At 56.3% G+C, this 20,286-nt stretch carries 20 protein-coding genes; 7 read left to right on the top strand and 13 right to left on the bottom strand.

Features of this window, described 5'->3' with window-relative positions:
* Positions 1-4: 4 nt before the first annotated feature.
* The 3 genes from ABLV52_RS00980 to ABLV52_RS00970 are packed head-to-tail and all read right to left on the bottom strand — an operon-like array spanning position 5 to position 3,889.
* Positions 5-2,548 carry a fimbria/pilus outer membrane usher protein gene (locus ABLV52_RS00980; RefSeq protein WP_348889886.1) on the bottom strand — a complete coding sequence of 848 codons (2,544 nt, stop codon included), beginning with the start codon at positions 2,546-2,548 and terminating at the stop codon, positions 5-7.
* Between the two features lie 35 nt (positions 2,549-2,583).
* Positions 2,584-3,270: a molecular chaperone gene (locus ABLV52_RS00975; protein ID WP_004206417.1), complete on the bottom strand. Its 687-nt coding sequence runs from the start codon at positions 3,268-3,270 to the stop codon at positions 2,584-2,586.
* A 58-nt stretch (positions 3,271-3,328) separates the two neighbouring features.
* Positions 3,329-3,889: a fimbrial protein gene (locus tag ABLV52_RS00970; RefSeq protein ID WP_004206418.1), complete on the bottom strand. Its 561-nt coding sequence runs from the start codon at positions 3,887-3,889 to the stop codon at positions 3,329-3,331.
* 477 nt (positions 3,890-4,366) lie between these two features.
* On the opposite strand from ABLV52_RS00970, the gene ABLV52_RS00965 reads away from it, so the two are divergent.
* Positions 4,367-5,011: a winged helix-turn-helix domain-containing protein gene (locus tag ABLV52_RS00965; RefSeq protein WP_044525214.1), complete on the top strand. Its 645-nt coding sequence runs from the start codon at positions 4,367-4,369 to the stop codon at positions 5,009-5,011.
* 129 nt (positions 5,012-5,140) lie between these two features.
* Here ABLV52_RS00965 and epmB read toward each other — a convergent pair whose 3' ends face one another.
* A complete protein-coding gene (gene epmB / locus ABLV52_RS00960; RefSeq protein ID WP_117145837.1) occupies positions 5,141-6,169 on the bottom strand; it encodes an EF-P beta-lysylation protein EpmB in 1,029 nt (342 codons plus the stop codon).
* Between the two features lie 41 nt (positions 6,170-6,210).
* Between epmB and efp the strand changes: the two genes are divergently transcribed.
* The 4 genes from efp (at position 6,211) to sugE (ending at position 7,747) form a co-directional block, all read left to right on the top strand.
* Positions 6,211-6,777, top strand: coding sequence for an elongation factor P (efp, locus tag ABLV52_RS00955; protein WP_004206421.1), 567 nt, complete (start codon positions 6,211-6,213; stop codon positions 6,775-6,777).
* 73 nt (positions 6,778-6,850) lie between these two features.
* Positions 6,851-6,982: an entericidin A/B family lipoprotein gene (locus ABLV52_RS00950; RefSeq protein WP_004206422.1), complete on the top strand. Its 132-nt coding sequence runs from the start codon at positions 6,851-6,853 to the stop codon at positions 6,980-6,982.
* A 157-nt stretch (positions 6,983-7,139) separates the two neighbouring features.
* Positions 7,140-7,286 (top strand): lipoprotein toxin entericidin B, encoded by a 147-nt coding sequence (ecnB, locus tag ABLV52_RS00945; RefSeq protein WP_004206423.1) that lies wholly within the window; start codon positions 7,140-7,142, stop codon positions 7,284-7,286.
* 143 nt (positions 7,287-7,429) lie between these two features.
* A complete protein-coding gene (sugE, locus tag ABLV52_RS00940; protein ID WP_004206425.1) occupies positions 7,430-7,747 on the top strand; it encodes a quaternary ammonium compound efflux SMR transporter SugE in 318 nt (105 codons plus the stop codon).
* On the opposite strand, the gene ABLV52_RS00935 is transcribed toward sugE, so the two are convergent.
* From ABLV52_RS00935 to frdA, 5 genes are all read right to left on the bottom strand, one after another.
* A complete protein-coding gene (locus ABLV52_RS00935; protein WP_101976666.1) occupies positions 7,744-8,277 on the bottom strand; it encodes a lipocalin family protein in 534 nt (177 codons plus the stop codon). The two genes, sugE and ABLV52_RS00935, sit on opposite strands and share 4 nt — an antisense overlap.
* A gap of 113 nt (positions 8,278-8,390) precedes the next feature.
* A complete protein-coding gene (gene frdD, locus ABLV52_RS00930) occupies positions 8,391-8,750 on the bottom strand; it encodes a fumarate reductase subunit FrdD (RefSeq protein WP_002885526.1) in 360 nt (119 codons plus the stop codon).
* Between the two features lie 10 nt (positions 8,751-8,760).
* Positions 8,761-9,156, bottom strand: coding sequence for a fumarate reductase subunit FrdC (gene frdC / locus ABLV52_RS00925; protein WP_002885530.1), 396 nt, complete (start codon positions 9,154-9,156; stop codon positions 8,761-8,763).
* A 10-nt stretch (positions 9,157-9,166) separates the two neighbouring features.
* Positions 9,167-9,901 carry a fumarate reductase iron-sulfur protein gene (frdB, locus tag ABLV52_RS00920; RefSeq protein ID WP_004177729.1) on the bottom strand — a complete coding sequence of 245 codons (735 nt, stop codon included), beginning with the start codon at positions 9,899-9,901 and terminating at the stop codon, positions 9,167-9,169.
* On the bottom strand, positions 9,894-11,684 hold the full coding sequence (frdA, locus tag ABLV52_RS00915; RefSeq protein ID WP_032454622.1) for a fumarate reductase (quinol) flavoprotein subunit: 1,791 nt from the start codon (positions 11,682-11,684) through the stop codon (positions 9,894-9,896). The genes frdB and frdA overlap by 8 nt, the downstream gene beginning before the upstream one ends.
* A 274-nt stretch (positions 11,685-11,958) precedes the next feature.
* On the opposite strand from frdA, the gene epmA reads away from it, so the two are divergent.
* Positions 11,959-12,936, top strand: coding sequence for an elongation factor P--(R)-beta-lysine ligase (gene epmA, locus ABLV52_RS00910; protein ID WP_004206428.1), 978 nt, complete (start codon positions 11,959-11,961; stop codon positions 12,934-12,936).
* A gap of 48 nt (positions 12,937-12,984) precedes the next feature.
* Here epmA and mscM read toward each other — a convergent pair whose 3' ends face one another.
* The 3 genes from mscM to rsgA all read right to left on the bottom strand — a co-directional run bounded on the left by mscM (position 12,985) and on the right by rsgA (position 18,522).
* A complete protein-coding gene (gene mscM, locus ABLV52_RS00905) occupies positions 12,985-16,314 on the bottom strand; it encodes a miniconductance mechanosensitive channel MscM (RefSeq protein ID WP_017900929.1) in 3,330 nt (1,109 codons plus the stop codon).
* A 23-nt stretch (positions 16,315-16,337) separates the two neighbouring features.
* Positions 16,338-17,300: an archaetidylserine decarboxylase gene (asd, locus tag ABLV52_RS00900; protein ID WP_004206431.1), complete on the bottom strand. Its 963-nt coding sequence runs from the start codon at positions 17,298-17,300 to the stop codon at positions 16,338-16,340.
* Positions 17,301-17,460: 160 nt separating this feature from the next.
* The gene (gene rsgA / locus ABLV52_RS00895) at positions 17,461-18,522 is read right to left on the bottom strand and encodes a small ribosomal subunit biogenesis GTPase RsgA (RefSeq protein WP_023291707.1); all 1,062 of its coding nucleotides are present in this window, start codon (positions 18,520-18,522) and stop codon (positions 17,461-17,463) included.
* 94 nt (positions 18,523-18,616) lie between these two features.
* Between rsgA and orn the strand changes: the two genes are divergently transcribed.
* Positions 18,617-19,162 (top strand): oligoribonuclease, encoded by a 546-nt coding sequence (gene orn / locus ABLV52_RS00890; protein ID WP_004206435.1) that lies wholly within the window; start codon positions 18,617-18,619, stop codon positions 19,160-19,162.
* Between the two features lie 43 nt (positions 19,163-19,205).
* Here orn and ABLV52_RS00885 read toward each other — a convergent pair whose 3' ends face one another.
* Positions 19,206-19,937, bottom strand: coding sequence for a transporter substrate-binding domain-containing protein (locus ABLV52_RS00885; RefSeq protein WP_348889885.1), 732 nt, complete (start codon positions 19,935-19,937; stop codon positions 19,206-19,208).
* Positions 19,938-20,286: the final 349 nt, after the last annotated feature.

Genomic DNA, 20,286 nt, shown 5'->3' with positions numbered 1-20,286 from the left:
ATGACTAGCGACAAACCGTTTCGATTTGACTGATGCCAAACGCTTTGCCTTCCCTGGCCGGTAAAGTAAAGGAAGCATTGCATTGCTGCGCCGCGCTTTTGCCCCATTGCACGTTAAGTATTCCGGTTTGCTGCAGGCCGGACATATAGACCATCCCGGCGTCGCTGACGATGCTTGGCTGCGACTTGCTGTCGCCGGCGAGCAGCACCATCGCGCCATAAGGCACGTCCTGGCCGCTGGCCGTTTTCAGATGGACAAATGCGCGCTGGCCGATATTACCGGCATAATTGGCCCGCACGATGGCGCCGCGTGTCGGAACGACGCTCTGTGTGGTTTCCGGAAGCTCCATATCTTCGCCAAGCGAAGTACTATCGAGGGTGATATCGGTGCGACGATAAGGCGTGACATAAGGTACGATGGCGTAACCACGATAGTCGGTGGTGATGGTGTTATCGTTGGCCAGCTTGACGTTATCCAAACCTGGGGCCTTAACCAGTACGGCGGCATCGGTGATGTCCTGACCAAGCGTGACCCCATCGGCATGAGCGACAATGCTGCCGTTGGCGCCATAGTCTATACGCTCGCTACCGCGATCGTAGCTGTAACCGGCATTGACGCTGCCGCGAGCACCGTTATAGGTTGCGCGCATATCGCCGCTGTAGTATTCCCGGTTGCTGTACCCTTGCTGCAGGCTCCACTCCAGGCTGTCGTTATCCAGCGCGTTACCACCGATGGAGACCGACTGATCGGTAGACCCCGGATTACTGTTGGTTAACTGATAACTGGTATAGGTGCCCGGTAGCCAGTTGCTCAGCGGCAGCGTGACGGTCAGTGAGATACGCTGATCGTCCTGGGCGTCTTTCCCGGAGTTATTCCCGCTCCAGGTATAGCGGTTATAGCTGTACCCGAGGTAATAGTTTACATTGCGGAAGCCACCGTTGTACCCCACGCTGATCGACTTGTTGGTGCGCTTATCGTCCCAGTAATCTTCAATCAATCCACTGATAGACAGACTGCCGAGGCCTTTACCCAGGCTTTGATTCAGCGTCAGATTGGTGCGGTTGCGCAGCGAGCGAGGAGTATACTTGCCGTCATTAGAATAGCTATCTAACACTTCAGAGAGGGTATTAAATCCGCGGGTGGAATAGCGGTAGCCAGCGATAGTCACGTTTGTACCGGTTTCGATAATATTTTTCCCGTAACGGACACGCCATGACTGCCCAGAGGTCTTTTCGTCGTCTTTCATTTTTGACCAGGCCTGAGTGACGTCTGCCGAGGCGGCGCCAAGCTCGCCGAGGTTATAGCCGAGGCCTGTTGACAGCGCCTGATAGCGCGATGCGGCCTGCACCCCGCCATAAAGCGTCAGGCTGCTTGAGACACCGTAGGTCGCGGTAGCTTGCGTAAAGGGCGTTTCATCGACCCCGCCGTCGTAAGGACGATATTTACCAGACGTAATTTCATATTCCAGCTGATCTTCACGGACCATCACCGGCAGCGTAGCGAACGGTACGACGAACTCCTGCTTAGAACCGTCGGACTCTTCCACGGTGACGTAAAGGTCGCCGCTACCGCCGCTTGGGTACATATCGGTGATTTCAAACGCGCCAGGCGCCACGTAGGTCTGGTATACCTGGTAGCCGTTTTGTTTAATGAAGACACGGGCGTTGGTTTTGGCGATACCACGGATAATCGGCGCATAGCCGCGCATACTTTCCGGCAACATTGATGTATCGGTGGCCAGTTGAATACCGGTAAACGGTACACTGTCAAAGATGCCTGAGAGTGACGAGCTCTCACCCATCAGCAGGTTACTGTTGATGGGACGAATGCTGCGCTGCATGTAGAGATAGGCTGAGTCCCAATCACCCGCATCGCCGTTGTTTTTATTCCAGGTGCTGAGGTTACGGATACGCCATGGGCCAACGTTGAGGCCAGACTGCAGGTTCAGGCTGTAGTATTCGTCATTGGCCTGCATGTCGTTTGAGCCGCTGAACTGATAGTTCACCAGCAGGGCGTTGATGCCGTCATCAAACTGTTCCGGTGGAATATATCCCTGCGCGGTGGTAGATAGTGCCGCCTGCGGAATGGATATATTCAAGCGCTGGACGGTAAAGTCGAAATCCGCTTTGGTATCCGGGATGACTGAAAGATTGGCGCAGCCGTTTTTATCCTCGACCAGTTCGGGAAAGGCTTTAACCCGTACGCCATACTCTGCCAATGTTTTCAGGCTCAAACAGGGCACCAGGGCGGGCTCTCGATTATTCCCAGTGGCACGGCTATTCGCAACAAACTTCATTGTCCTGGTATCCAGATAGCGACCATTAAACATGATATCTACCCGATAATCCCCTGGCGCCTGTGCGTTCTGCGTCTGGAAAATAGATAAGTCGGGAGTGGTTGATGGATCGCTACCATTCAATGAGCTAATGAATGAGGGATCGAAAAAGTCACGTGCTTGCGCTTTATTATTCAAACCAGAAAGCAATGCCGGAAGCATTGCGAGGAAGACCGCGGATAGTTTGAATAATCCATTATTCTTATTTGGCATAGACACATCCCTATAATGATAAAATAAAATTCTTATTACAGCGATGAGGAATAGAGCGATCCTGCTCCGCCATAATCATTAACTACTTTCCAGTTGACGCTGGAGGCATTGATATTTTCTTTTAATGTCACTTCTTTGGTCGTCATTGGAGCGACCGAGTTGACTTCCGGCTTCACTTCTTTGCTACCAATCTGAACACTATGGAAATAGAAGAAAAACGGTGTCGGATTTTTAATCGTCAGTTTTGTGCCTGATTTCCGCCATTCGAGTTTTTTGGCTTCAATGTTTGGAGAAAGGTCGAAAAGTGCTTTTGGACGATAGACCAGACGCATGCGGTGGCGGACCGCCAGTTGAATAGTATTGGCGTTGGCTTTCTCATCGTCCGCCGGCGGGATGGCCATCACGTTAAAATAGTATATGGATTCCCGGTCGTTCGGGGCATTGACGTTTCCGGTAGAAAATAGACGCACGGTATTCTGCTGCTTACCCTCAAGGCGGAATAACGGAGGTGTAGCCATAAAAGAGGGCGTTTTCCCTGCCGGCGCTTCAACCCAGGATTTAATCAGATAAGGGATGTCATCTTTATTTTCGATTTGCGCGGTGATTTCACGCGCACCTTCTTTATAGAGGTAGCGTGTGGATTCAATCACAATACCAGCATGGGCAATACTACTGAGGAGTAATGCACAGGATGCGGTGATATTTAATAAGTTCCTGAACATGGTTTTTCTCTGAATGCGAAAAAGGGCCCGCTGTGAAGCGGAGCCCTTCGGGGAAAATTTAGAGGGTATAATCGATAGTAAAGGTCGCAACACCTTTAACCGGACCTTCGGTAACCGGAGTCGCGGAGTTCACTTTCACATAACCAGTGGTGTACTTCAGCTGAGTGCCGCCAGCTGCAGTGTAGCTTTCGGTCATCAGGTCAGAACCGTCGAAGCCTACGCGGTGAGCATCACGTACGCGCTGGATACCGATACCAATGCCGGTAGCGCCGCCAGGTGCGGTGTTGTCCAGGATGTTAGCGTTGCTGGAGGCACCGGTCACATTGACGGTTACAGCAGTAACCGGAGTGGCGCTACCCTGTGCGCAGTCTTTCACGTCAAAACCGAAGTCCTGAGTTTTAAACAGAGCACCAGCCGCTTCAGCATTCGCTTCGGTAGTGGTCACGGTCATCAGCTGAACGATACCGTTGTTCAGGGTACCCGTCGGAGTCACGACGCAAGAGTTAGCTGCATCAGAGACTTCACCCAGTACAGTTACCTGAGCGGTGTTGGTTGCCATTACCTGAGCACTCAGAACTGCAGAAGCAGCGACCATTACAGCTACGATTGTCTTTTTCATTTAATTAATCCATATATAGATACTTAGTCCTGTGTAGAATCGATAACAGTTATCATGGGAATGGAGTATACATTCCTATTGATATTGAAAATAAGCGCCAGCATTCCTTATACAGTGCTGAAACCTACCTTCCTGTTGAACGACGCTACAATATCACTTGCCATAGCGAACCATGGAGAAGCGGGGGTAATTTAAAAGTCTGGTGCAAAAAATGCTTGTGAATTCTTGATGAAGCACGCGTGAATTTAATAATGACCTTTTCTAATGAGATGTTGAGTTAGGTTGAGATAAATTTAATCCGAAAATGTGGCTTTTAAACAAGATAACTATCGCTTGTCATTTTTTATGCGGTATCCTCAAAGCTGAAGTTCAATGTGAACTGACCCCGCTTCTGTCTGAAGCGATAATGTTCACGCCATGGTTTAGCTGGGATTATTTATTTTTGTTATGGATAATAGGGTTGCGTGGGGCAAGGATATGGATGACATTGCATTATTTAATGGCTGTATAATTAATCAGGAAATTATATTTAATGCCAATATGAATGAGCTGCGACCGCTTGCCGGGAATGGGGAGAGCATCAGCCTCAATGCGCCTACCGCCAGATGCTTGCTGCTGCTATTGCAGAATTGCGGCAAAGTGATTTCTCGGGATGAATTTCTGGCGGCTGTATGGGAAACACGGGGAGTGGTAGTTTCGCAAAATACATTTTATCAAAATATCTCTTTGTTGAGAAAATCGCTGCTCAAAGCCGGACTATCTGAGGATATCATTATCACCGTCAGACAAAAAGGCTTTAGCGTCGCCCCGGATACTTTAGTTATCCCGCTCTCGGATGAAGAGTGTGAGAATATGAATCGGGAAAGATTAACGCATTTTCACAGTAGTAAAACTGCTGATGTCATTTTCAATGATACGGGGAAAATTGACCATAAATTAAGTCTTCCACTACCAGTGAATTTAGCAATCCAGGAGAATGATAGGCGGGAAAATAGCGTGAAGGTGGCAGAGAAAGTATCGGAACGATTACATATAACCTTTAAAGTGCCCACCTGGTTAATCGCGCTGATTGTCGTGATGATAGTTATCAATGTTATCGTACTGATCGTGTTACATCGATAATACGCCGCCACTGGGGTTTATATCGAGAAGGTAACGGTAAAGTGGATTGCCGAGTATGTTAGTCCCAACCTGACGGTGTATTCATATTAAGATGTCTGCCAGCACGACCTGGCAGACAAGGGAGGGGAGCTAACGCTGCTTCAGACCTAAATCCAGCGGCGTCTTGCTGGGTTCGCCGCCGATCTCTCGCGCCAGCTTCGGCACCATATAGCCGGAGATGAGGGTCAACAGTTCACGCATGATTTCACGGGCTTCATCATCGCTGACCATAAAGTGTGCCGCCCCTTGTACCCGGTCCAGCACGTGCAGGTAGTAGGGCATTACCCCGGCATTGAACAGCGCATTGCTGAGATCGGCCAGGGTTTGCGCGTTATCATTCACCCCGCGCAGCAGCACGCTCTGGTTAAGCAGCGTGACGCCCGCCTGACGCAGCATGGCCATCGCCGCGCGAAACTCGCCGTCAATTTCATTAGCGTGGTTGACGTGGTTAACCAGGATCACCTGCAGCGACGAACGGTGGAAGCGGCTGGTCAGCGTCTCGGTGATACGCGCCGGGATCACGATTGGCAAGCGGCTGTGAATACGCAGACGCTTAACGTGCGGAATGGCTTCCAGCTGGGTCATTAGCCAGTCAAGCTCATGGTCCTTCGCCATCAACGGGTCGCCGCCGGAGAAGATGATTTCATCAAGCTGCGGATGCTCAGCGATATAGTTCATTGCCGTCTGCCAGTTGCGCCTGGTGCCCTGATTTTCGGCATAAGGGAAGTGGCGGCGGAAGCAGTAACGGCAATTGACCGCGCAACCGCCTTTCACCAACAGCAGGGCCCGGTTGCGATATTTGTGCAACAGGCCGGGCACGACGCTGTGCTGTTCTTCCAGCGGATCGGTGGAGTAGCCGGGGGCGACGATAAACTCCTCTTCGGCGGTAAGTACCTGACGAAGCAGCGGATCGTCAGGGTTGCCTTTCTCCATTCGGGCAATAAACGCGCGCGGGACTCGCAGCGGGAACAGGCGTCTGGCCTCATGTCCGGCCAGCAGTTTTTCATCAGCGTCTACATTTAAAAGACGCAGCAGTTCATCAGGACTGGTCACAACATTGGCAAGTTGCGTTATCCAATCTTCTCTGGATGGGGTATTTAGGGTTACAATATGCGCCATTTTGTGGCTTAGCTACCAGTTAAACAATTTCAGAGGGCCTTATGGCGACTTACTATAGCAACGATTTTCGTGCTGGTCTTAAAATCATGTTAGATGGCGAACCTTATGCGGTAGAAGCCAGCGAATTCGTTAAACCAGGTAAAGGTCAGGCGTTTGCGCGCGTTAAGCTGCGCCGTCTGCTGACCGGCACCCGCGTTGAGAAAACCTTCAAATCTACTGATTCTGCAGAAGGCGCGGACGTTGTCGATATGAACCTGACTTACCTGTATAACGACGGTGAGTTCTGGCACTTCATGAACAACGAAACCTTCGAACAGCTGTCTGCTGACGCGAAAGCGATCGGTGACAATGCCAAATGGCTGCTGGATCAGGCTGAGTGCATCGTGACCCTGTGGAACGGCCAGCCGATCGCGGTCACCCCGCCGAACTTCGTTGAGCTGGAAATCGTTGAAACCGACCCAGGTCTGAAAGGCGACACCGCGGGTACTGGTGGTAAACCAGCGACCCTGTCTACTGGCGCTGTGGTTAAAGTGCCGCTGTTCGTCCAGATTGGCGAAGTGATCAAAGTGGATACTCGCTCTGGCGAATACGTATCCCGCGTGAAGTAATTTCACGTCATGATGACTGGCGCAGCCTCTGTGCTGCGCTGCTCTTTCTGTACTGGCACGACGAGCACGACACATGAAGCGCAGCGTAAAACTCCTGGCGTTACTGTTTCTGAGCAGCGCACTGCTGTCTGGCTGCAATACCGCCCGCGGTTTCGGTGAAGATATTCAGGGCCTGGGCCACGCCATCTCTCGCGCTGTAAGCTGACTTCCTTCCGTTTCGCCTGCCGCGCTCGCCTTCCAGTGCGCCTGCTTCCTTCACGAATACTCCTTTTCTCTTAAAAAACGCAAAGATCCCTTCATCTGTGGACGGTTTGTCTATGCTTATAGGGCATGAAAACAAAACTGACACTAAGGATGACATTATGGTGAAAAAAACGATTGCAGCGTTCTTTACGGTTTTGGTCCTCTCCTCAGCACTGACCGCTTGTAACACCACGCGCGGTGTGGGTCAGGATATTTCAGAGGGCGGCAGCGCAATCTCTGGCGCAGCAACCAAAGCTCAGCAATAACAGCCTTCGACGGTACGGTTTTGCGCCGTACCGTTCTTCACTTCCCCCATTCTGTTGGATATACTCACTACGACTTTTCATCCACCTTACGGGACGACCCGTAAGCGTTTCTCATCCGGGGACGGCCCCAGCAAAGGAGCCTTATGTCCTGGATAGTCTTATTTATCGCTGGCCTGCTGGAAGTGGTGTGGGCCGTCGGCCTGAAATATACCCATGGCTTTAGCCGTCTGGTTCCCAGCGTCATCACCATCGTCGCGATGGTCGTCAGCATGGCGCTGCTTTCATGGGCGATGAAAACCCTGCCGGTGGGTACCGCTTACGCCGTCTGGACGGGGATCGGCGCCGTGGGCGCCGCTGTGACCGGTATCGTACTGTTAGGTGAATCCGCCAGCGCTATGCGTATCGCCAGTCTTGTCTGCATCGTGGTCGGCATCATTGGCCTGAAGATCAGCGCGCACTAGTTGTAGCGCTGATTGACCCAGACCAGTTTGCTGATATCAAAACCCTGCCGGGTGGCAATATCCAGCATCTGCTGCCTGACTTCCGGGGCGATGGTGGGGGCTCGCGCCAGTAGCCAGAGATAGTCGCGGTCGGGGCCGCAGACCAGCGCGTACCGATACTCCTTATCCAGCGCAATGACGTTATAGCTGCCATAGAAGGGGCCGAAGAAGGAGATCTTCAGCGCGGCGCGGCTGGGTTCGCCGGTAAAATACGCCACCCCGTTCGTTTTCTGCCACATGTCGCGGTCGGGGTTATAGCCTTTATTGACCACGTCCAGACCGCCGTCATCGCGCGGCTGCCAGGCGATCGTGACCTTTTCAAGCCCGCTTTCAAAAGGATGGTCGAAGCGGGCGATTTCGTACCAGGTACCCAGATAGCGCTGAACGTCGAAGGGGGTGACCACGGTGACGCCCGGCGGCGGGGCAGGGGTGCTGCAGGCGACAGACAGGAACGAGACGGCGACCGCGGTGATTATCGGCAGGATACGCATGGTATGCTCCTTGCTGGCTTTTAAGCTAAGTGTAGAGTCCGGCAGGGCAAAGGCGGCAAGATTTTTCTATGAAGCGAGCCCGGTAGCAGAATTGCTGCCGGGCTCTTGCAGGATCAGATAAACAGTACGCCAACGAGAGTAATGACGCTGAGGATCGCCGCCAGACCGTAGAAGACCCATTTGCCGTTTGGCACATGGATTTTCAGGTCGTGCATGGCGTGGTGAATACGATGCAGCCCACACCACAGCGGCAGGACAATCATCAGAAAGATGAACGCGCGGCCGATAAAGCTTTGGGCAAAGGCCAGCACGCGCTCATAGCTGAAGGCGTCGGCCGGGGCGAGCCCCAGCGGCAGCAAAATGCCCACCAGCAGCACCATCACCGGCGCGACAATCGCGCCCCACATGCCGCCAGCGCCAAACAGCCCCCAGAAAACGGGTTCATCGGAACGTTTCGGATTGGGATTAATCATCTCAGCCTCCTTACCAGAACAGGGCGACAAACAGGATCACCACGGTGACCACCGCCGTCACCACCCAGAGACCTTTAATCACCGGCTCTGGCCCCATTTTTTCGCCTTTGATGATGACGTTGGCGGCTTTCGGCGCCAGCTCGAACCAGGTTTTGGTGTGCAGCAGCGCCGCCGCCAGGGTGATCAGATTGAGGATCACCACCACTGGATTTTGCAGGAATCCGATATATCCCGCCCAGCTTTCGGCGCCGTGCTTGAGGGCAAACAGCCCGTAAATCAGCACAATGCTAAACCAGACCGTCGGTACCGCCGTGCCTTCCCGCACCATGTAGAAGCGATAAAACGGCAGCTTTTTCCACCAGGTGGAGGTCATCGGCCGCACGTAGGGTTTGCGTTTCGTCGTCATAATGCACTCCTTAGCGTGGTTTCAGGGTGGCGATAAGAAAGTCTTTCGAACTTTCCACCTTGCCCTGCTGGATCGCGGCCGCCGGGTCGACGTGCTTCGGACACACTTCCGAGCAGTAGCCCACGAAAGTACAGGTCCAGACGCCGTTCTGGCCGTTAAGCTGCGCCATGCGTTCCTTTTTGCCGTGGTCGCGGCTGTCTTCGTTATAGCGGTGTGCGAGGGTGATCGCCGCCGGGCCGATAAACTCCGGATTCAGGCCGAACTGCGGACAGGCGGCATAGCACAGTCCGCAGTTGATACAGCCGGAGAACTGATGGTATTTGGCCATCTGGGCCGGCGTCTGCTTGTTTGGTCCCTGGTCCGGGGTGCGGTTATTGCCGATGATATACGGCTTAATGGCCTCCAGACTTTCGATAAAGTGGGTCATATCCACTACCAGATCGCGCTCGATCGGGAAGTTGGCCAGCGCTTCAACCTTGATGCCTTTGGTGTAATCCCGCAGGAAGGTTTTACAGGCCAGCTTCGGTACCTTATTGACCATCATGCCGCAGGAGCCGCAGATCGCCATCCGGCAGGACCAGCGGTAGCTCAGGTCGGGCGCCAGGTTGTCTTTAATGTAGCCCAGCGCGTCCAGCAGCGAGGTCTGCTCATCGTAAGGCACGTCATAGAACGCGCTGTGCGGTGCCGTGTCGACCTCCGGGTTGTAACGCACCACTTCGACTTTCAGGTTTTTCATCTCAGCCATGGGTGGTCTCCTTCTTCTCAGCCGCTTCCGCCTCAGCGCCATAAACACGTTTCGCCGGCGGCAGCGTGGTGATCTTCACATCGCCATATTCCAGGCGGGTGGTGCCATCAGCCTCGCGGAAGGCGAGCGTATGTTTGAGGAAGTTGACGTCGTCGCGTTCGGTACAGCCTTCATCCAGACGCTGGTGCGCACCGCGCGATTCTTTACGGGCGATGGCCGAGTGCGCCATACATTCGGCAACGTTTAAACCGTGTCCCAGCTCAATGGTGTAAAGCAGATCGGTGTTGAATACGCTGGAGTTGTCGGTAATGCGCACGCGCTTAAAGCGCTCCTGCAGCTCAGCCAGCTTGTCGATAGTTTTCTGCATCAGCTCTGGCGTCCGGTAGATGCCGCAGCCTTCCTCCATCGAGAGCCCCATTTCGTCGCGGATTTTCGCCCAGTTTTCGTTACCCTCCTGGTTGACGAGATCTTTCAGACGACGCTCCACATCGGCAGCCTGCGCATCGAGGGCGGAGCCGTTCGTCTCGCCCGCTTGCGCGGCGCGCTGCATGGCCTGTTCCCCGGCCAGGCGGCCGAAGACCACCAGCTCGGCCAGCGAGTTGGAGCCCAGGCGGTTGGCGCCGTGCAGACCAACGGACGAGCATTCGCCCACGGCAAACAGCCCTTTGATGCGGGTTTCGCACTGTTGATCGGTTTCGATGCCGCCCATGGTGTAGTGCGCGGTCGGGCGTACCGGAATCGGTTCTTTCACCGGGTCGACGCCGACGTAGGCTTTCGCCAGCTCACAGATAAACGGCAGGCGCTCCAGCAGCTTTTTCTCGCCGAGGTGGCGCAGATCGAGGTAGACCACGTCGCCGCGCGGCGTGGGAATGGTGTTCCCTTTCCGCCATTCGTGCCAGAAGGCCTGGGACACTTTGTCGCGTGGGCCCAGCTCCATATATTTGTTCTTCGGTTCGCCGAGCGGGGTTTCCGGGCCCATGCCGTAATCCTGCAGATAGCGATAGCCGTTTTTGTTGACCAGAATCCCGCCTTCACCGCGGCAGCCTTCGGTCATCAGGATCCCGGAGCCCGGCAGGCCGGTCGGGTGATACTGCACGAATTCCATATCGCGCAGCGGCACGCCGTGGCCCAGCGCCATCCCCATCCCGTCACCGGTAACGATGCCGCCGTTGGTGTTGTAGCGATAGACGCGTCCGGCGCCGCCGGTGGCCAGCACCACCGCGTTGGCGCGGATCTGCACCAGCGTGCCTTCCATCATATTCATCGCCACCAGGCCGCGGGCCTGGCCGTCATCGACCAGCAGATCAAGGACGAAATGTTCATCAAAGCGTTGAATTTGGGGAAACTGAAGGGAGGTCTGGAAGAGGGTATGCAGCATGTGGAAGCCGGTTTTATCGGCGGCAAACCAGGTACGTTCGATCTTCATGCCACCGAAGCGCCGGACGTTAACGCTGCCGTCAGGGCGGCGGCTCCACGGGCATCCCCACTGTTCCAGCTGGGTCATTTCCGTCGGGCAGTGGTGAACGAAATAGTCGACGACATCCTGCTCGCACAGCCAGTCGCCTCCGGCGACGGTGTCGTGAAAATGGTACTCAAAGCTATCGTGATCCTGGGCAACGGCTGCGGACCCCCCTTCTGCAGCGACCGTATGGCTGCGCATCGGATAGACTTTAGAAATCAGGGCGATTTTGGCATTGGGGTTGGCCTGGGCGGCGGCGATAGCGGCGCGAAGGCCTGCCCCGCCGGCGCCAATTACGGCGAGATCGGCTTGAAAAGTGTGCACGACATTCCTCCAGTTTTAGTGTATTTCGCCGCCGGGCTGGCGAAAAAGTATCACTGCTCCTTTATAGGTACAGGAGTATAGCCGTAGGGTCAGTATGGAAAATTGACGTGTTCGATTTTTTTATCGATATGTGCGGTTATTTATCAGTGATATTTATGCATTTAGGTTAACGATAGATTAATGGCATGTAATCTGCCGGGGATTGCACAAAATTTGTTTCACTCGCCGGTTGCGAGTAGACTTCGTGCCCTTGTTTGCAATCGGAGAAAGTACCATGAGCGAGACGGCAACCTGGCAGCCGAGCGCACCCATTCCCAATCTGTTGAAACGCGCGGCGGTGATGGCGGAAATCCGCCGGTTCTTTACCGATCGCGGCGTGCTGGAGGTGGAGACGCCTTGCATGAGTCAGGCGACGGTAACGGATATCCATTTGTTCCCGTTTGAAACCCGTTTCGTCGGCCCGGGCCACTCACAGGGACTCAATCTGTACCTGATGACCAGTCCGGAATACCATATGAAGCGCCTGCTGGCGGCGGGCTGCGGCCCGGTTTTCCAGCTGTGCCGCAGCTTCCGTAATGAAGAGATGGGGCGGCATCACAATCCGGAATTCACCATGCTGGAGTGGTATCGTCCGTGCTATGACATGTATCGTCTGATCAACGAGGTGGACGATCTGCTGCAGCAGGTGCTGGAGTGCCAGCCGGCGGAAAGCCTCTCCTATCAGCAGGCGTTCCAGCGTCATCTGGATATTGACCCGCTCTCTGCCGATAAAGCGCAGCTGCGCGAAGTCGCGGCGAAGCTGGATCTGAGCAATATCGCCGATACTGAAGAAGATCGCGACACGCTGCTGCAACTGCTGTTCACCATGGGCGTGGAGCCGCACATCGGCAAAGATCGGCCGACGTTCATTTATCATTTCCCGGCGACTCAGGCCTCTTTAGCGCAGATCAGCCCGGAAGATCATCGGGTCGCTGAGCGCTTCGAGGTCTATTACAAAGGAATTGAGCTGGCGAATGGTTTCCACGAACTGACCGACGCCCATGAGCAGCGCCTGCGCTTTGAGCAGGACAATCGCAAGCGGGCCGCGCGCGGCCTCCCGCAGCAGCCCATCGATAACAACCTGCTGGCGGCGCTGGAGGCAGGTCTGCCGGACTGCTCCGGCGTGGCATTGGGCGTTGATCGCGTGGTGATGCTGGCGCTGGGCGCTGAAAGCATCGGCGAAGTGATCGCCTTTACGGTCGACCGCGCCTGATGGCGAGCTAGAAAGCCTGCCCGGCGCCGCCGCCGGGCAGGGTATGGCCTACAGGCTGCCAGCCGTACGTCGGCTGGTTTTCCCGGCCGAGGTCATGGTTTTACTGCTTTGCCTGCCGTCGATACTTTCCAGCCGCATCTGGAACGGAGGGAACGGCATATCAATGCCATGCTCGCGGAAGCCCGCCAGGATCAGCTGATGCATCTCATGGCGTAGCGGCATGCGGTGCCCCATCTCGGCGGCAAAAATACGCAGCTCGAAAATCTGGATCCCCTGCTGCAGGTCGACGAGAAACGCCTCCGGCGCCGGGGTATCGATGACCAGCGAACAGCGATGCGCCGCGGCGATGAGGATCTTGGTCACCTCTTCGGTATCGGCATCCACCGGAGCCGGCACCGTCAACACCACGCGGGTGACCGAGTCCGACAGCGACCAGTTGATAAACTGTTCGGTGATGAACGCCTTGTTCGGCACGATAATCTCTTTCCGGTCCCAGTCGCTGATGGTGGTGGCGCGGGTATTGATGCGGGTGACGCTGCCCGTCAGGTCGCGGATGGTGACCGTATCGCCGATGCGGATCGGCTTTTCAAACAGGATAATCAGGCCGGAGATAAAGTTAGCGAAGATCTCCTGCAGGCCAAACCCGAGACCCACACCCAGCGCGGCGACCAGCCACTGCAGCTTCGACCACTCAATGCCGATCATCGAGAAGCCCACCAGCCCACCGATCAGCATCAGCAAATACTTGGTGATGGTGGTGATGGCGTAGCCGGTGCCGGGCGTTAAATCGAGGTGCTGGAGGATCGCCAGCTCCAGCAGCGCCGGCAGGTTGCGCACCAGCTGAGTGGTGATGATCAGCACCAGAATGGCAATCAGCACCGCGCCAAGGGTGATGGGCTCGAGGCTTTCCACCCCCTGCACCGTCGAGGTGACGTCCCACAGCGAGATATTCTCGAGGAAGCCAAACGCCGAGTGAATTTCCGACCACAGCACGATGACTGACAGCAGCGCGATCAGCATCAGCAGAGAGCGCACGAGACGCAGCGACTGGGTACTGATGGCATCGAGATCGACCTCGCTGACCTCCGTCTCCACCGACCCTTCCGGGCTGCTGACGTGAACAGGCTCATCTTCGCCGCGGGCTCGCTGGGCGAGAATTTCCGCGCGACGATGGCGGGCCCGGTCGAAGGCCAGTCGGCGCCGCTGGATCAGCATCCAGCGGCGGATAATGTGATAGACCACCAGCAGCAGGAACCAGATGGCGACGGAGGTTTCCAGACGCGCCAGCAGCGCCTGAGCGGTGGCGAGGTAGCCGACGGCGGCCGCCAGCATGGCTACCAGCGGGGCGCCAAGCATCAGGTTCCACAGCAGGCGGTTCACCATATTGTCGCCATTCCCCTCTTTATCCAGGTAGAGCGGGATGCCGGCATGCTTAAGGCTGAGGGTGACCACCGCCAGCGCGCCGCAGATCAGCAGGAAGCACAGGCGGCCCAGCGAGGCGGAGAACTCGCGGTCGTTAAGATTATCGAACATGATCAGCGCCATTATCAGCGGCACAATCAGTCCGATGCTCATCAGGTAGTAGCGCATCGCTTTCGCCACGCGGTTACGCGGCCAGCCGAAGTGGGCGATAAACAGCCCGTTTGGCCGGGCGAAGGTGGCGCAGATCATCACCACCCACAGCAGAGGCACCGTCGCGGTGACCCCATCGCCAATCGCCACCGCCAGCGGGAAGGGCCAGGCGGACTGCAGACCATAGCCGAGCGTCATCCACAGCACCGGCAGCGGCGAAGCCACCAGTATCGACCAGAAGACCGTGCGCAGCGTCAGCCAGAAGTGATCCTGGGTGACTTTCCCCACCCGAGCGCTGGAGCGCTCAAGGAAGCGGGTGAAATGGCGCCGCGAGCTGATGCTGAAGCCAACCAGCAGCAGGGCGGCAAACAGCGGTAGCAGGGTCTCTTTGCTGGTGAGCATCATCGCGCTGGCTTTACCCAGCTCGCTGATGGTATCCAGGGAGATCAGGCGCCGCAGATCCTGGACGATCTCCAGCGGCCAGGAGAAGCCGATGGGGCTGACGTCCGAAGTCCAGAACAGATAGCGGTGGGTGGCTTCGTTGATCTCCTTCAGCGCGTCTTCCAGCTGGCCGTTGGCGACCTTCAGCTTGGTGAGCTCCAGCATCAGGGTATCGCCGCCGCGCAGCAGCGAGTTCAGCAGCTCGTTCTGCGTGCGTAGCTGCGCCTGCAGGATCTTGTTCTGCTCGCTGGTCAGCGGTTCGCCGTCGGCCTGGCGGATCTGCCGCAGCTGCGGCTGCTTACTGAGTAAATCCTCAAAGCGCAGACGCTGCACGCGCAGCTGCGCCATTTCCGTATCCAGCTGCTGCGGGCGAGGGCGCTCCGGCAGCCGCGCCACCTGGGCGCGCAGGGCTTCGCCCAGCAGATTGGAGGAGCCCAGCCACTGCGACTGCTCGCGCAGGGTGTTTAACGCCTGACGCACCTGCAGCGTTTGATTCGTCGCCTGCCGCTGCTGGGACGCCACCAGATCCATACGCTGCGCCTGCTGGTTCAGCGCCTGGGAGAGTTCGCGGTTGACTTTAAACTGGGCGGTGATGTCCGGCGGCAGGTTTTCACTGTTCTCCGCCAGCAGTTCGGTACTCTCCAGCGCTTTTTCCGCCTCCCGCTGGCGCTGGCTGTTCTGCAGATTACGCAGCGCCTGCAGATAGGCATCCAGCTGCTCGCTCTGCTTTTGCGCCAGTTCAGAACGGGCGCGCGACAGCTCCTGGCGGTTATTGGCGGAAAGCTGGGCGAGGTCGAGCTCATCCACCAGCGCCTTCAGGCGCGCCGATTCCGCCTGCAGGGCAAGATTTTGCGCCTGGGCGAGAGCATTGTTGCCGGTTTGCGTGCCGATGCGGCGCTCAACCTCATTGAGCTGACGCCGGGCGTCGGTTTGCTGCTGCGGCAGCTGGTTCAGGGAGTCGGCGATTTCACGCGCGCGATCCTGCTCCTGCTGCGCCTGACGGCTTGACTCCAGCAGCTGGCTGCTGACCTGGAGGATCTCCTGGTTCAGCGCATCGGCGGTCAGGCCGACTGGCACCTGGCGCGGCTCTTCGCTCAGATTATTGAGCTGGGCACGCAGGCTTTGAAACAGTTTGGGGAAATTGTCGATAACGTCCTGATACTGACGGGCGCGCTCGAGAGACGATTTTCTCTCCTCAAGCGCGTTCAGGGCGGACTGCAGAACTTCAACGGTTTCAGGCTGGGCGGGCTTTGCCGCCTTCGCCTGTTCCAGTTCCTGGGTTATCTGTTTAGCATCCGGGGCTGTCGCAGCGTACGCCCCGAAACTGAGGCTCAAGGCCAACAGGAAAGTGTATATCAGGCGCACGGCATAACCCTTTTGCTGAAGAATTAACCTTGGTCTTGTTTATCGTCAACCAGCGGGCTGGCGCGATGTTCGGCGCGGATCTCTTCTTCCGGTAACGGCGCCGGTTCAGCGGCGGTGGTTGCTTCCACCGTTGTCGCCAGCGGTTGGCCGATTTTAGTCACGGACAGGCTTTGCAGCGTGTCGACCAGCTTCACCTGGCCCGGGGCAAACAGGTTGATCACGGTGGAGCCCAGTTTGAAGCGGCCCATCTCCTGGCCTTTCAGCAGGGCGACGGAGCCTTCGCTGTCGCCAGCGGGCCAGGTCCAGCGTTTAATAATGCCTTCGCGCGGCGGGGTTACGGTGCCGGACCACACGGTCTCGATGCTGCCGACGATAGTCGCGCCCACCAGAATTTGCGCCATCGGGCCAAACTCAGTATCAAACAGGCAGATGACGCGCTCGTTACGGGCGAACAGGTTCGGCACGTTCTGCGCCGTCAGATGGTTAACGGAGAACAGGTCGCCAGGAACGTAGATCATTTCGCGCAGGATACCGTTGCACGGCATGTGCACGCGGTGATAGTCGCGCGGCGACAGATAGGTGGTGGCGAAGCTGCCGTTACGGAACAGGTCGGCCATCTGGTAGTTGCCGGCCAGTAAGGCTTCCAGGCTGTAGTCGTGGCCTTTGGCCTGCAGAATTTTATCGTTCTCAATGGCACCAAGCTGGCTGATCACGCCGTCGGCCGGCATCACCAGTACGTTAGGATCGGTATTCAGCGGGCGAACGTCGTCGCGCAGCGGGCGCACAAAGAAATCGTTGAAGGTGCGATAGGCCGCGGTATCCGGCTTCTGCGCCTCTTTCATATCGACCTTGTAGTATTTCACGAACAGATCGATGACCAGCTTCGTCAGCCAACCTGCGCGTTTGCTCGCACCCCAGCCTGCGAGGCGGGTGAGCCACAGTTTAGGCAGAATGTATTGCAGTGAAAGTTTAAGATCGTTTAACAAAGTAGCCTCCAGGCCATGATATGTCGTTCCTGACCCCGCCTGCGGGCGGGGACCTGAAAAAAGGGGACGATTCTATACGTAAAACTCGCCAAATGGCATCCGCGTAAGCCGCGTCATCACCGCTACCCGGCAGCGCCTGACGTGACGCTCAGCTTAATGGTCAGTCATCGGTCGAGGAAAAGTTTTTACGCGTTTTTACCTGTACCTGCGCCATGCTTTCCAGGATGCGGTGGTAGTTCTCGAAACGGCTTTCGGCGATCTTGCCGCTCTCTACCGCTTCGCGAAGCGCACAGCCAGGATCGGTATCGTGTTTACAGTCGCGATATTTGCAACGGCCTAAATAATCATGGAATTCGACAAAGCCGTTGGTGATTTGTTCCGCTTCCAGATGCCACAGGCCGAACTCACGTACCCCCGGTGAATCAATCACATCGCCACCGTGCGGGAAGTGGTAGAGGCGCGCCGCGGTGGTGGTGTGCTGGCCTAAGCCGGAAACGTCCGAGACATCATTGGTGAGGATCTGATCCTCATTCAGCCCCAGCAGGGCGTTCAGCAGGCTTGATTTACCCACCCCGGACTGCCCGGCGAAGATGCTGATGCGGTCGGTCAGGGCCGCTTCCAGCGGCTTGAGGCCGTCCTGAGTACGGCTGGAGACCAGCAGTACGCGGTAACCGATGTTGCGGTAGATGTCCATTTGCTCATTGACGAAGCGCAGGCCATCGTCATCCAGCAGATCGATTTTGTTCAGGACGATTAACGGCTCGATATCCTGCGCCTCGCAGGCCACCAGATAGCGATCGATAATATTCAGCGACAGCTCAGGCAGGATCGCGGAAACCACCACGATCTGGTCGATATTGGCGGCGATAGGCTTCACGCCGTCGTAAAAATCCGGGCGCGTCAGGACGGAGGCGCGATCGTGAACCGCTTCGACGATCCCTTTGACGCTTACGCCGTCGGCGGCGTCTTTACCCGGCCGCCAGACCACGCGGTCGCCGGTGACCAGCGAACGGATCGTCCGGCGGATATTGCAGCGATGCACGCTGCCGTCAGCGGATTCGACGTCGGCATGCATGCCAAAGCGACTGATGACAATGCCTTCCGACGTGTCGCCAAACAGGTTGTCATCGTAGTCGGCCTTCTCCGCAGTGGTTTTCAGACGGCGCTGGTGGTTGGCTTTGACGCGGCGCTGCTGGCCTTTGGAGAGTTTATTTTTACTCAATCGAACTGGCTCCTGGTCGCCCTGATGGGGCAAAACCTCTATGATACACGCTATTTTAGATGAATATAGTCACGCAAGAAGGGTGGAAAATAGCATGAGTGCAAATGAAAACAACCTCATTTGGATCGATCTTGAGATGACAGGGCTGGATCCGGAGCGCGATCGCATTATTGAAATCGCCACCCTGGTGACCGATGCCAACCTGAACATTCTGGCCGAGGGGCCGACCATCGCGGTGCATCAATCGGATGCCCAGCTGGCGCTGATGGACGAGTGGAATGTGCGGACGCATACCGGCAGCGGGCTGGTGGATCGCGTGAAGGCCAGCGCCGTCAGCGAGCACGACGCCGAACTGGCGACCATTGAGTTTCTTAAGCAGTGGGTGCCGGCGGGCAAGTCGCCGATCTGCGGCAACAGCATCGGCCAGGATCGTCGCTTCCTGTTTAAGTACATGCCGCAACTGGAAGCCTATTTCCACTATCGCTATCTGGACGTTAGCACGCTGAAAGAGCTGGCGCGTCGCTGGAAGCCGGAAATTCTCGACGGCTTTAAAAAGCAGGGTACCCATCAGGCGATGGACGATATCCGCGAATCAGTCGCCGAGCTGGCTTACTACCGCGAGCATTTCATTAAGCTGTAAACCGCGACCGGGCCCTGTGCGCGGCCCGGTACACCTTTCTGCGTTATTTAAACCACTTCTGCTGCATCTGCTGGAAGTCAGGCGTCGCCATGACCGCGGTCAGGGCATCGTTGATCGCATTCAGTAGCTCCGGATCGTCTTTGCGCACCGCAATCGCATACTGCTTACCGTAATAAGCCGGGTCGGTGGCCCGTTCATCCATGATGGCGTAGTCAGGGTTCTCCTGCTGCCAGGCGTCGAGGGTGGCGAAGTCGCCCATGACGCCGGTTATTTGCCCGGCCTTCAGCGCGGCCAGGGCGCTGGCGACGTTGTCGTAAGGAACAGCCTGTACGGCTTTCTGTTTATCACGCAGATAGTGTTGATGCAGTGTGCCTTTCACCACGCCGACTTTTTTGGCTTTCAGGTCGGCAAAGGTATGGGCGACATCTTTGTTGACGATCACCACCCCGGAGAGCGCCTGGCGATAGGGACGGCTGAAGGCGACCTGCTTCTCACGCATCGGGATCACTTCCATGCCGGCAATCACCGCGTCAAATTTCTTGAAGCGTAAAGCCGGGATCAGCGTATCGAAACGCTGCGCCGTGAACTGGCACTGCGCCTGCATCTGCTGGCACAGGGCCTGGGCAAGATCGATATCGAAGCCGACAGGCTGATTTTTGCCGTTGGCGGTGACAAACGGCGGATTGGCCGTGCTGGTGCCAAAATGGAGCGTCTCGGCTGACGCGGTTCCGATGGCCAGCGTGCTCAGCAGCAGGACGGTGAGGACTTTTCTCATGCTAATTCCCTGTTTGGCGGCGTGGTGGCCTCGTTTTACGTCGCGCCACCGCTGTATGATGCGAGCGATTTTGCGTCATTCAGGCGGGCGGAAAAAGCGATTTTGCCCGAAATGACGCTTATTTATACAATTCAGCGGCGTAGGTGGCGAGAAAATATCCATTTAAACAAAAAACGCAAAAAAGTGATGAACAGGGGGTTGCAGGGGCATCGAATTCTCGTATAATGCGCCTCCCGTAACGACGCAGAAATGCAAATTACGACGCCATCGAAATATGGCAAAAAACGCAGTAACGCGGGAATAGCTCAGTTGGTAGAGCACGACCTTGCCAAGGTCGGGGTCGCGAGTT

It is taken from the genome of Klebsiella sp. GB_Kp056, assembly GCF_040064755.1.
In the GTDB taxonomy this organism is placed as follows: Bacteria; Pseudomonadota; Gammaproteobacteria; order Enterobacterales; family Enterobacteriaceae; genus Klebsiella; species Klebsiella quasipneumoniae.
This window is presented reverse-complemented; position numbering and strand designations above follow the sequence as displayed.

What these genes read in the sequence shown, in the direction of transcription:
- ABLV52_RS00980 (WP_348889886.1), bottom strand. Translation starts at nt 2,548, where the DNA reads ATGCCAAATAAGAATAATGGATTATTCAAACTATCCGCGGTCTTCCTC.
- ABLV52_RS00975 (WP_004206417.1), bottom strand. Translation starts at nt 3,270, where the DNA reads ATGTTCAGGAACTTATTAAATATCACCGCATCCTGTGCATTACTCCTC.
- ABLV52_RS00970 (WP_004206418.1), bottom strand. Translation starts at nt 3,889, where the DNA reads ATGAAAAAGACAATCGTAGCTGTAATGGTCGCTGCTTCTGCAGTTCTG.
- ABLV52_RS00965 (WP_044525214.1), top strand. Translation starts at nt 4,367, where the DNA reads ATGGATGACATTGCATTATTTAATGGCTGTATAATTAATCAGGAAATT.
- epmB (WP_117145837.1), bottom strand. Translation starts at nt 6,169, where the DNA reads ATGGCGCATATTGTAACCCTAAATACCCCATCCAGAGAAGATTGGATA.
- efp (WP_004206421.1), top strand. Translation starts at nt 6,211, where the DNA reads ATGGCGACTTACTATAGCAACGATTTTCGTGCTGGTCTTAAAATCATG.
- ABLV52_RS00950 (WP_004206422.1), top strand. Translation starts at nt 6,851, where the DNA reads ATGAAGCGCAGCGTAAAACTCCTGGCGTTACTGTTTCTGAGCAGCGCA.
- ecnB (WP_004206423.1), top strand. Translation starts at nt 7,140, where the DNA reads ATGGTGAAAAAAACGATTGCAGCGTTCTTTACGGTTTTGGTCCTCTCC.
- sugE (WP_004206425.1), top strand. Translation starts at nt 7,430, where the DNA reads ATGTCCTGGATAGTCTTATTTATCGCTGGCCTGCTGGAAGTGGTGTGG.
- ABLV52_RS00935 (WP_101976666.1), bottom strand. Translation starts at nt 8,277, where the DNA reads ATGCGTATCCTGCCGATAATCACCGCGGTCGCCGTCTCGTTCCTGTCT.
- frdD (WP_002885526.1), bottom strand. Translation starts at nt 8,750, where the DNA reads ATGATTAATCCCAATCCGAAACGTTCCGATGAACCCGTTTTCTGGGGG.
- frdC (WP_002885530.1), bottom strand. Translation starts at nt 9,156, where the DNA reads ATGACGACGAAACGCAAACCCTACGTGCGGCCGATGACCTCCACCTGG.
- frdB (WP_004177729.1), bottom strand. Translation starts at nt 9,901, where the DNA reads ATGGCTGAGATGAAAAACCTGAAAGTCGAAGTGGTGCGTTACAACCCG.
- epmA (WP_004206428.1), top strand. Translation starts at nt 11,959, where the DNA reads ATGAGCGAGACGGCAACCTGGCAGCCGAGCGCACCCATTCCCAATCTG.
- orn (WP_004206435.1), top strand. Translation starts at nt 18,617, where the DNA reads ATGAGTGCAAATGAAAACAACCTCATTTGGATCGATCTTGAGATGACA.
- ABLV52_RS00885 (WP_348889885.1), bottom strand. Translation starts at nt 19,937, where the DNA reads ATGAGAAAAGTCCTCACCGTCCTGCTGCTGAGCACGCTGGCCATCGGA.